The organism is Mycoplasmopsis canis PG 14 (genome assembly GCF_001553195.1).
GTDB lineage: Bacteria > Bacillota_I > Bacilli_A > Mycoplasmatales > Metamycoplasmataceae > Mycoplasmopsis > Mycoplasmopsis canis.
Genome location: NZ_CP014281.1, coordinates 586,495 through 599,254, shown reverse-complemented (window position 1 = coordinate 599,254; position 12,760 = coordinate 586,495). Strand labels below are relative to the sequence as shown.

Genomic DNA, 12,760 nt, shown 5'->3' with positions numbered 1-12,760 from the left:
ATACTTTAAATTATAAAATATTATTTTTTATTTATTTATAAATAAATTTAGCTAAATTTCGTTGTTTTTAATTAGAAAAACACCCATAATTAGGGTGTTAATCTTTAATTCATAATCTAAATTTGTCTAATTGGATTTCTCCACCTTTTGGTCTAGAGTTATCAAATCCACCATCTATAATTTTAAACCTTTCAGAAGCTTCATAAATACTAATAAAATCTATATAGTTTTCTGTTTTATTAGTAACAAGCGCATAGCTATAAGCAAAATGCTCTCTTTGATTATCATCATACCTAAATAGTTCAACAATATTCTCGAATGTTGCATCTGCTATAAATAAATAACCATTTCTTCTGACTGCAGATTTTGAAAGAGAGAAAATAAAATAATCTTTATTTTTCCATCTAAAGTGATCAATACCTGAAAAAATATTTGCATCGTAAGGATTACCAATTTGCATATCTTTACCTTTTCTAGATGTGTCATTATCAGGACTGCTTCAAGTCATACCACCATCTGTACTTTTTGAAATAAATGTTCTAAATGTATTTTGTCCAAAACTACCTGTATGTCTTGCGAATCAATATAAAGTACCGTCTTCTGTTTCAACAAAAGATGATTCAGATAGGTTGGTTTTAAATCCATTAGGTGTGTATTTGGTTCATGTTTTTCCTTTATCATCGCTATATATGAAAAACATATAATGATCATTGTTATTCATAGAGTACATAGGTATAATTACTCTACCATTTATAGAAGCATTTGCTTGGTGTTTAAGTTGTATTCCGTTTCCTACCCCAGTACCTACAAACTTATGATTATTTCTATGTCTTGAAAGTTTTTCATCAATCCATTGTAAGTTAGTTCATGTTCTACCTTCATCATAACTTTCTAGTGTTGCAAGGTGGCTATTTATGGCTAAGGCATATACAGCATGCTCATTTCTTAATGGTTCAAATGTATTATTGTTTACGTTTGTAACTTTTCTTGGTTCATCAAAAACACTGTGCTCAGTTTTTTTAGAATCTAATGCCATTGGATCATCAAAATCTGATTCCATGACATTTTCATATACTCTACCAGAAATTGATTTTGTATCTTGATGATAATTCATATCCACATATGTATTTGTTTCTTCTAGTTGTGTGCTTGCTGTGAAATTATTGTTAAATGAAACACCAGCTGGTAGTATATATCTTCTAAATCAATTTCCTCTTCCTTCTACACGCTTTAATACTGATGATCTAGAATCAAAATTATTTCTGTTATTTAATTTTGTCCACATTTTTAGATAACCTTGATCACCTATATAGAATCATGGGTTACCCGATGATAAATGTGGAACACCAGTATTTGTTCCTGGAAAAATATCAACAATAAAATGAAGCTTTGTTTTATTAGTTTGTGTTTCTTCATCAAAATACTCAATTTCTGTTATTATACCATCTATAGCTATACCACGATTGTTTTTCTTTGGAACAGCTATTTTTAAGATTTCTTTATTTTGGCTTCAAGTTTTTCCGCCATCTAATGATTCTTTAAAAACTTGTGAAATTGAGTTATTATAGTCACTAATGTTTTCTACTCTTTTATCCACAACGCTAAGGATTTTTCCGTTTTTAAGTTTAGTAACATTTGGGATACGATATGAGTGTGATCCGTCTTCGTTGTGAGCAAATAATGTTTCGCTACTTAGTCTTTTTATTTTAAAGTGATCATTTTCAATTGCTGTTCCATTTCTGTTGTTGCTTATAAATGGATTTTTAATCATTGAAATAGAAATTGTGTTGCTATTATTGACTATATCTCATTTTTCGTCAATATCTTTAGTATTTTTGAAATGTTTGTTAGTTTCATTTAATAGGAAATAAAAAATATTATTATCTTGACTATAAAAGTTGCTATCATCAGCTGGGTCAGAAAGTCTTAAAATTATTATTTTATTATCAATATCAACATTATTATTCTTAACTATTTTCTTATAATTATCATAAATAATATTTGCTAGAACATTCTTTATTGAATTCTTTTTGGATTCCGAATAATCATCTTTCGTTAATTGATCAAGTAACTTTTCGATTTTTTCATCATTTCAATTATTTTTTAATTTTAAATTAATAAATACGTAACTCGGGTATAAAGAAGACTCTCATGATCTTGAATTTATCAAATCAACTTCAAGCGATTTAGAAATCGGATATTCAATAATTAGTTTTTTATCAACATTAGTTATATCTAAGTTCTCAAACTGTTCTGTTTCATTATTTTTTACTTGTATTTCTTTTAATATAAATTGGTCACCACTATTTGAATTTTCTATCTCAAAAGAAAGCTTATTTTCATTTGGGTCATAACTTATTTTTGAGGCGTAAACATCAGTTTCTTCGCTACCGACTTTAGAAAATTTTAGTTTTAGATTTTCATTAATTTTAGAAAAATCAATTTTTCTTTTATCCAAAACAACACCACTTAAGTGATATTTAATTTCATTTTGATCATTTTCAAATGGATCGCTTTTCATTTCACCAATAACCTCAAATTCAAATTTAGAGTTATTTTTAAACAATGTTTCTGAATCTGTGTGTATTACGAATTCGTGTTCTTTATTATTTGATTTGTTAAAGTCATAAAAAGCGTTTTCATAGTTATTATTGATGTTATAAAACAATCCTTTTGGCTTACTAATAAATTTTGCCTTTTCTAAAAAATATGACTCCCCATGTATTAAATTATTTAAATTAGCTGTTATAAATATTTTGTCTTGTTTTTTATTTAAAATACCAGTTATATTAAGATAGTTTTTAGAATTATTGTTTTTGTATGCAAACGAAAGGGATACTGCACTTTTTGAAATTTCTTTTATATTATCTTGAGTTTTTAACTCTATTTCAATAGTGGCTGAATTTTCATTTGATTCAATAATCCTACTGTTTTCGAAATCTATAAAAGTATTTGATGGGATTGTAGAAAATGAAATTTTCTCAGCATCATCATCAATGTCGTTATCATTTTTAATTAATTGATCATTTAAAGTAATTGTCTTGACATTGAACTTTCTATTATTAGTTAGATCACTAGTATCAAAAATAACTTCCTTGTTCTCGTTATTGATTTTAAACTTATCTAAAACGACTAAATTTTTATTGTTGTCCTCAAGTTCAATTTGTAATCTTGATTCTGATAAAAGTTTAGTACCTTCAAAATTTAAACTTATAAACGAAGAATCATCGACATCACTTTTTTTGAATTGAAAGTTATAAAATTTGACATCACTTTTTTCAGGTTGCTCAATAAAGTCGTTATGGTTATTATTGTTAGGAACAAAAGTATTATCTTTTTCAGGGATGTTAAATTCAAAACCATTAATTTGACTATCAGAAAATGAATTGCTCTTCTTCTTTTTCTCAATCTTTTGACTATTTGCATAGAAATATATTGCTAAAGAAGTCGATGTTATAAGTGCTCCTGATAAGAGCAGATATACAGCTAATTTTTTATTAATTTTTTTCATAATAAAATTTTATCATTTTTATTTTCTTAGTATTGATAACTTTTATAAATTTCATAATTTATTTTTATCAAAAAGAACATAAAATTCTTTATAATTTATAACATATTATAAATATTCAAATTTTAAGAGGCTTATCATGAAAAAAATGCTTAAAATTCTATCTCTTACATCTTTAATCTCAGTATCTTCTTTTTTGGTTATTTCATGCTCAAATAGCGAAATTAGTAACCACAATAAAAAAAATAATGGAGAATATGATGAAAACATTAAATTTACAAATAAACTATCTAATTTAACTCCTAAAAAACAGTTATCAGAAGTAGTGGAAAGCACTAATAATGACTACATACCTATTTTCCCTATAGTAAAACAATTTAGTGGAGATATCCTAATTAAGGATAAATTACCTTCAGAATTAAAATTTGTTAATAGCCAAAATCAATCTAAGTTCTATCCTGTTTCCTGATCCGTAGATAATGATATACAAATTTTCTCTGATACCACTATTAATGGAATAGTTAATTATGAAGGCCATGATTTTCCTGTAAAAACTTATGTTATCACTCAATTGAAATCAAATATAAATGAGAGTGATTATTCTTCAAAGGAAGAAGGTTGAACTATTGATTTGGAAAAAAGCACCCGTGACGGTAATAGTAGCAATTTACCTAAGCTTATTGATCGTTCAGGTGATTATAGATTTAGTGGTTCTAGGTGAGATAACTGAGGTAAATTTGGTGAAGAACAAGATACAAATTTAGTTTTTCATTGAGAAGAACCAACAAATATTTCGAGGTTTGAAGTAAATTTTTGACTTCATGCTAGCCAAGGAAACTCAAGTGGTAAGTTACCTAAGAGAATTTTTGTTCAATACTCAAAAGATGGAGAGAATTGAATTAATGTAGAAAATCAAGATAAAATAACAGACGAAGATTTAGGGCCAATGGTGGGAATGTCCGGAACTTTAGCAAATACAGCTCATGCAAAGGTAATTTCTTTTAAGACCGTTAAAACAAATTGAATTAGAATTCATTGAGAACCAGCTCAAGATAACCAAGGAAGAAATCACATTTTAGGTATAACAAATATTGCATTTAAAGGGATTGATAAACAAGATATATTAAATTTCAGTCAAAGTAATGATATTTTCGAGTACGAGTATAACGGAGTTAAATATAAAAGTAATTCAGAAATAATTAATATTAATTCACAAGATTTCGATGATAACTTTAAGATTTTTACAAATGCAACAACTACAGTTAAGTATGTGGTTAGTGAGAAAGAAAAGCAAAAAACTTATAAAGTTATTTCATATAATGATTTTGGTGAATATAAAATTTATACAATAATTGTTGACAAAAAGGAGGCATAAGATGAAAATTAGTAAAAAAAGAATCTTTAAAACTATTTTTGCTTTGTCTCCAATTTTTGCTTCACCACTATTCATTTCCGCATCTAATAACGACTCATCTGAAAAAAATGTAGAAAATAATTTTTCTTTAAATGTTTTGGCAAAATCTATTTCTTATAAAAATAGTTATAGCATTTTAAAAAATAAGATCAATATAATTGCATTTTCTAATAATCTAAAAGAACTTGATTCTTTCAATGCCTTTTTAACTTCTAAAGGATTTGATGTTACTATCTCAGAAAAAATTGATAATGAAGCAACTAACATTTTCATAAGTGATTTGCGCTTCCAAAACGAACTTGTTGATTCAACATTCATTTCAAATAGTATCTTATTTAATTTTTCAACAGAACACAATGATGAGTACTTTATAGAATCTAAAAATAATTTATTTTTTATACAATCAAATAGTGATAATGGTCTATTTTATTCTTTTGAAAAGATAAAAGACATTATTGAAAGTTTAGATAATAATGTAACTCAAGATTTTGTTTTAAATGATTTCTTCGCTGTAAAAAATAGAGTAATTCAAGATTCTTCAACTTTCTCTAATGAAGTTATAAAAAGCAATATTTTAAATGCTAAAAAACACGGATTTAACAAATATTCTTATTTTAATAAACAAAACTTAAAAAACTGGAGTGATTGAAGAACTCTTTACAATGAGGAAGATTTAAAGAACGTTAAAGAGCTAAATAATTTTGCTTTATCGGAGAATATTGATTTTATTTACGGGTTAAATGTTTTTGGCAACGAACCTATTTCATCTGGCAGTTATTATGAATTTGATTTAGAATTGGTGAAGAGTAAAATTAATCAATTAATTGACCTTGGTATTAAGTCATTTGCTTTTAATTCAATTGATGGAAATAGAATTAATAGTGATTTAGAAATAAGATTTTTAAATGACATTACAAATTGATTATCTTCAATTAAGGATTTAAAACACGTAAATAATCAGATTTATTACTTTACCAATAATCAATCGGATATCAATAATCTAAGTAACTTAGCTAATTACAATGAAAACGTATTTGTTGTAATGTCTGGGGATAAGAAATATAACGTTATAAATAATGACTTTATCGATAATTTTTACAGAGAAACACATAAAAAGGCAAATCTTATCTTAAATTGGCCTGAAGCATTTAATGAAGGTTTATTAAATCTAAATTTACACAACTCTTTTTCTCTTTCATATAGCCATTTAGAAAATATCAACTCTTATATATTGAATCTTGGATCAAACAAATCAATTAACGATTTTTTTGTGCATCAGTTTTCGAATATTTTTAAAGAAAACAATGATACGTCTAGTTTTTCAATTAGAAAAGAAATAAGATCAATTTTAAATCTTGAAAGCATTAATGACCCTATAATAGATAGTTTTATTAATGTTTCAAAACATATTAAAAAATTTAACAAACATGAAAACGAAGTTATAACAGTTTCTGAGAGTTCTTCTTTTGAATCATTTTTTGAGGTCTTTTATCAAAAAGTTCAAAACAACACCTATCAAGAAGAAGACTTGAAAGAATTGAGAAAGATTTTTTCAAAATTAAAGAATGATACTGATATATTAAAAAAACATGAAGTAGAGTTCACCGATTCTATTAAGCCTTGATTAAATAAAATATCAATGATTAGTCAAGCCTTTTTATTCTTAGACTCAGCACTTTTATACAATAAAAACAATCTTTTTTCAGAATTAAATGAAAGTGTATTTTATGCACAAAAATTAATTTCTGAAATTAATGATTTAAAGTTACCTAAAAAGAACTTAACCTTTAATGGTGGTGCAGAAAAACTTTTACCAAGCTTAAAAAAATTGTGAGTATTAATAAAGAATTCATATGGTTTTTCAATCGATAGATCTATAGATGAGGTTGAACACGAATTTATTAGTAGTAGAGGAAAAAATGCTAATTTAGCATATGGTACTTCAACTGATAAAGTTTTATTTAAATCTAATAATCAAGTGTCTGTTTTTGATGGATACTCAAATAAAATTAGAGAAAACGACTATTTTGGAACCGAATTTTCAAAGCCAATCACATTAAATAAAATTTATGTTAAAATGGGCGATGGAAGTGATCACTTTTACAATTATGTTTTTGAATATAAATTGCTTGGTGATACAGAGTGACAACAAATAGGAGAGGTAAGGAGAGCTCCGCGTGGTACATTTAGTCCAGTAACTATTGATTCATTAAATATAAAAAATGTTAAATCTGTAAGAGTTAGAAACTTATCTCAAAACCCCGATGATGGATGAATTAGAATATTTAACTTTGTAGTTAATGATAGAGATCAAGAAATTATTGAGGAAAAATGATATACTGACGCAACTCTCAATTCAGCAGATACTCCAAATATACAAACGAGAAACGGGCATGAAAATAGAAATATTTTTGATAATAACCCTAATTCAGAATGATGACTAACATCTCATAGCATTGATAAAATGAGACAAAACTCATCAGTAAGTATTTCCTACCCCTCAAAAAGAGAAATAACTAGAGTATTAGTTGAACAAGGTGCTTCTAGATCTTCTGATGTTCACACAAATTTTCATATTGAATATTTTGATGAAGCTTCAAATAGTTGAAAAAGATTTGGATCACATCAGCTAGATGGTAGTAGAAAACAAATTGTTACTGGGTATGCTTTTACTCAAAAAATAAAATTAGTTATTGATACAGAGAGAAATGCTTGATGGCGTTTAGGAACCTTTAAAGCAGGGGGTCCTCAAAAACATCAAGAGCAAACCTTTACAGTAAAAAGCACAAATCTTGCTATACCAAGTAACCCATCTATTAATGACTCGGCAAGAAACAATAGATTTGAATTCATAACAGATAACGACGAATCATCATACGTTTGAATGAGTCATGCTGGTAATAATGGAAATATAATGCAAAATGATCATCTTGATATTTTGTTTAATGATTTTAAAGAAATTAAAACAATTAGAATTTTACAAAGTAGAGATGAAGTTTTAAGACATTTTAAAATACAAAAAATCGTAAACGACACTTATACTGACATAACTGAAGAGTTATCTAGCGATAATGATAATCTTCAAACATGAATTTCTGTACCAGAGAATGTTGGAAAAATGAATGGTATAAGGATTCTTTCTACTCAAAATAGTAATAGATGATGAGCGTTACGTTCTGTTGATATTGTGGATAAAGAACTACCACAAAATAATTTGGTATACATATCTGATGAAACAAAGAAAAATGAATTTAGTGCTATTAAGGAAGCTTGGTTATATAAACTTATAAATTCTGATTTTTCAACATCTAAAGAAATTGCAATTCAACCTAATGAATTTATTGGTTTAGATTTTGAACAAATACTTAAAATAAATCAAATTAAAGCAAATTTTGAATCTAGTGGACTTAGATTCTTTGTCTCTTCAAACGGCAGTGTTTGAGAGGAAATTTCTAATTTAGATAACCTATATAAAGGTATTAAGGGAAGGTATTTAATAATTAAGAATTCGCAAGATTCTCAAATTACTATTAATTTTAATTCTTTAGAAGTGCTAACATCAGAAAAAACAAATTTCGGAAATATTGTTGAAACAAACTTTAATAATAAAATTGACTCAAAATTAAATAATGAATTTGATAATGATTTAGAAACAAGCAATATTTTTAAATCACCAACAAATGGAAAATATATTATTTATGATTTATCTCAAAATATCCATATAAATTCATTAAAAATATTCACATCAGAAAACAGCTATAATTTCCCCAGAAATCTCTTAGTAGAAGTTTCTAGGGATAAAAATAATTGATGAAGAGTATTTGAAATACCTAGAAATAACAGTAATGAAAAACTTGAAAACGTAATTACAGGATTATATGATGAAAATAAAACTGGGTTTAGATACTGAGGCCAAGACAATTTAGATATTAGTAATATTAGATATATAAAAATATCAGTTAGAGAAAATTATCCTGAGAATCGTGATTTAGAGATTAATGAAATCATAATAAATAACGAAGATTCGCCAGAAAAAGATTTTGACCTAAATGCAATCGGTAATGATCTTTCTAAAAATCCTTCTAATATCCTTGATAAAGACTTATTAACTAATTTTGAGTCAGAAAGTGCGAACGGGATTCTAAAACTTGTAGTTGATGATGAGAAATTTAAAAATAAGGATATCCAAATTTTTAGCGAGAAAACATCTTTAGATACTGTTATAAGTGCAAAGGTATTTAATATAGAGACTAACTCTGAAGAGGTTATCCAATTAGGATATATAGTTAACAATTTAATGTCATTTGCATTACCAACTAACATTAATAAAAAACTTTTAGAAATAATAATAACGTGAAAAGATGATTTACCAATTATTAACGAAATCTTGCCTATTGATAAATCTTCATCAATTGTTGATAAAAGTGAACTTCAAAATCTTATTGAAACTGAACCAGAAAATTTTACTAATTGAATAAATGTTGATAAAGAAAAGTTTAATTTAGTCAAAAACAAAGCGAAAAAAGTTATAGATTCTGGATTTGTTTCTCAAAGTTCAATTGAAGATTTAAAAAATAATTTAAGATTTATAATAAGTCATGCGGAGTTAAAATCTAACGGAACCTTACTTGAAGAAGCAATCAAAGAAAAAATAAACAATAAAAATAACTTTTATACATCAAAATCTTTTTCTAAGTATTTAAATTTAGTGAATAAGATAGAAACATCTTTAAAAGATTTAGACAATTTTTCAATCAATGATGAATCTGAAAGTATAAATCTATTAGGTGAAGCTAAGAATTCATTAGAATTTTCGGTTAAACAAAGAGCTATAGCTAGTGATTTATTTAATATGCATAAACAAATTAACCGAGATATGTATAAGTCTAATGGTTTAGAAGAACTTGATTCTAAAGCAGAAGATTTGAGAAAATCGCTATTAGAAAGTAATTTCACGCCAGCTAACTATTTTGATTTAATCCAAGAATATTATAGAGTTTATAATTCTCTTGAGTATAACTACACTGGATTTGAGATATCTTCACTTAAAAAGTTACTAAAAGAGGCAAAAGAAATCTCATCTAGAGATTCAGTTAATTGAGAAAATGCAATTAGAAATCTTAATAAAGCAATATCTGAAACAGAGTCTATTTTAGAAAAAGAAAATAATGATTTAAGCTTTATTCAACAAGAAAGTAACAAATTAGTGCTTTCTTTAAATGAATATAAGAATACAAAAACAAGTATATTAAAACCGCTTGATAACTATCTAGAACATAATTATTTACACCTTTTTGATTTAATGGTTCCAGAAAGTACAGTTAGTTATAATAATTCTTTAACAAATGCTTACAACGCTATACAAAAAAATAATATAAGTGAACAAAAGGTTTTTGATTTTATAAAAGAAATCGAAAATTCTAAAAAAGAATTTAAAATTCAAAAAGATGTTGTTAGATCGAAGATAGCTATGATTTCAGATAAAATAATAGAAGACCAATTGATTCAAAGATTAAATAGCTTAAGCAATAATGAAAATGATATTCTAAACTTCTTAAATGATGTTTATAATTTAAATGATATAAATTATAAAAATGAACTAATTAAGTATAAAGAAGTTCTAAATAATCTCATAAAAAATATAGATAATAAGAATGTTTATAATATTTTTTCGGAAAGAATTCAACGTGCTTATAATCATAATATATTAGATGAAATTAAAAAAGATATTATTCTTTATAATAAAGAAAATTCGAAGAATGAAGAATATAGCAAGACAACAAATAAAACATTCATTGTATTAGGGGTTTTATTTACGATTGTCACTCTAGGTGTTTTAGGTGGTTTTTTTGTAAAAAAATACTTGCCTAAAAAGAAAAATAATTAAATTTATTTAGTGGACGAAAATATTCAGATTATTCTGGATATTTTTATTTTCTTTTATTTTTATCTAAGTATTAATTAAAAATTAATTCAAAAAAACTTTTTAAATCAATAAATTAATAAGTTTTTAGGTCTTTTTTATAAAATATGGTAATTTCCATGTTTTGTTTTAAAAATCGAAAAAAGCGTATAATAAAAAAGAAAGATAATGATAGGAGAGAAAAATGAAAAAAAGATTATCAAAAATTTTAATATTAGGGTCTTTAAGTTGTGCTTCACTTCCTTTATTTATATCATGTAGCCCAACGGAAACAAACAAAGACAAAGAACCAAAACCTACACCTCAACCACCGGTTGAAAAGCCTCAACCCCCTGTTGAAGAACCAAAACCTACACCTCAACCACCAACAAATGGAGGGAATACTCATGAGAATCCAGGTACTTCATCATCTACACCAACAAGAACATATGATAGCGTAGACTTACCAGATTTAGCAGATGAGTCATCAAGGTTTAAGTCGTTGAGAATGACATTGAAAGATTTTTTATTTAATGTTGAAGGAGATGATTTCGAAGATGTAAAGCAATTAACAAATTCAAAGAAACAAATTTCCATTTCTTTTGAAGTTAAGGTAAATAATAAAGAAGAGACATTAAAAAATATCGATCTTTCAGAATATGTTTTCCTTACATATAAAAAGGATATTAACAAACTAGAAGTAAAAGGGATAGTTTCCTTGCCACAACAATCTTATATAGATGGCAAAGTTTTAGATTTGAAAGAATATAAAGTAAAATCTATTACATACAACAACAAAAAATATGTTGTATCTAACGAAATTCTTGCTAAGCCTTATGAAAATGCGGCCAATATTGTTGATATTTATTCTATTAACAAGAAAATTTATATAGAATTTGATGAGGATATTTCTAAACACGAATTTTCATTAACTGCTTTGAAAAACGGTAATAAAAAATCAGAACTTGGTTTTGATGATTTAACATGAAAAGTTGTAAAAAGAAAAGGATCAGACAAAAACTCTGTATTGGAACTTTCTGTAAGCAAGAATTATAAAGATGAAAAGGCATTATATGCAGAATTGAACAAAATTATTTTAAGAAAATCAGGAAATTATCATATTTATTTATTTGATGATCCAATGTTTAAAAATGATAAATCTAAATTACGCATTAATTTGAAAGATGATTTAAAATTAGTGGATTTACCGGGAGTTAGCGAAGAAAGTAAAAGATTAAGAAGTTTAAAATTAGTAACAATTGACTTTAATGGGGTTTCTAATGCAGAAAGTGTAGAAGGTTTAACAAGCACACCAACCGAGAAGCCTGCAAAAATAATTTATGGTCTAGGAAAAGTAGGGGATGAAAATGTTCCAACATATGAGACAGAAAGACCAATTGACATTCTTTTATCATGAAATGAAGGTAAATTGATTGCTAAAGGCATATTACCAGTACCTGCAAGTTCACAAAAAGGAAATGCTGAATCGCAAAAAGTTACTGATTTCTTTATTAAAAGTATAAAATACATGGATAAAGAATATGTTTTTGAAAACCCTGTTACAAAAAATACAAAGACAGAAGAATCTTTATTCCCTAATATAGTAGACTCTTATATTTCTGATAAAAAGATATATTTAGAGTTTAGTGACAATATAAAATCTAAAGAATTTGCTTTAGGAATTATAAAAGATTTAACTCCAGGGAATAATGCGAACGATGATGAAATTGATGTAACTGTTCTTACAAAGGCAAATGGGGATAAAGAAAATACAATTTTAGAAATTAAACCTTCTAAGAAACTACTTGATTCAGAAACAAAAGAATTAAGATTACAAAGTATAATTTTAAAAGATAGGGATTCTTTTGGATCATACTACTTTGGTAGATTGGGAAACCCTGATGAAAAATTAGAATGAAAGATTAAATAAAAAAAT

4 protein-coding genes are annotated in these 12,760 nt (G+C 26.2%); 3 read left to right on the top strand and 1 reads right to left on the bottom strand.

The window, feature by feature from the left end; translation table 4 throughout:
- Window positions 1-97: 97 nt before the first annotated feature.
- Complete coding sequence (locus tag AXW82_RS02325; protein ID WP_004794278.1) at window positions 98-3,511, bottom strand: sialidase family protein; 3,414 nt, start codon at window positions 3,509-3,511, stop codon at window positions 98-100.
- Window positions 3,512-3,647: 136 nt separating this feature from the next.
- Between AXW82_RS02325 and AXW82_RS02320 the strand changes: the two genes are divergently transcribed.
- From AXW82_RS02320 to AXW82_RS02310, 3 genes are all read left to right on the top strand, one after another.
- The gene (locus AXW82_RS02320; protein ID WP_004794275.1) at window positions 3,648-4,883 is read left to right on the top strand and encodes a hypothetical protein; all 1,236 of its coding nucleotides are present in this window, start codon (window positions 3,648-3,650) and stop codon (window positions 4,881-4,883) included.
- A 1-nt stretch (window position 4,884) separates the two neighbouring features.
- Entirely contained in the window at window positions 4,885-10,809 is a 5,925-nt protein-coding gene (locus AXW82_RS02315; protein ID WP_004794274.1) for a beta-N-acetylglucosaminidase domain-containing protein, read from the top strand.
- A 220-nt stretch (window positions 10,810-11,029) separates the two neighbouring features.
- Window positions 11,030-12,754, top strand: a complete 1,725-nt coding sequence (locus AXW82_RS02310) for a hypothetical protein (RefSeq protein ID WP_004794270.1) — start codon at window positions 11,030-11,032, stop codon at window positions 12,752-12,754.
- Window positions 12,755-12,760 lie beyond the last annotated feature (6 nt).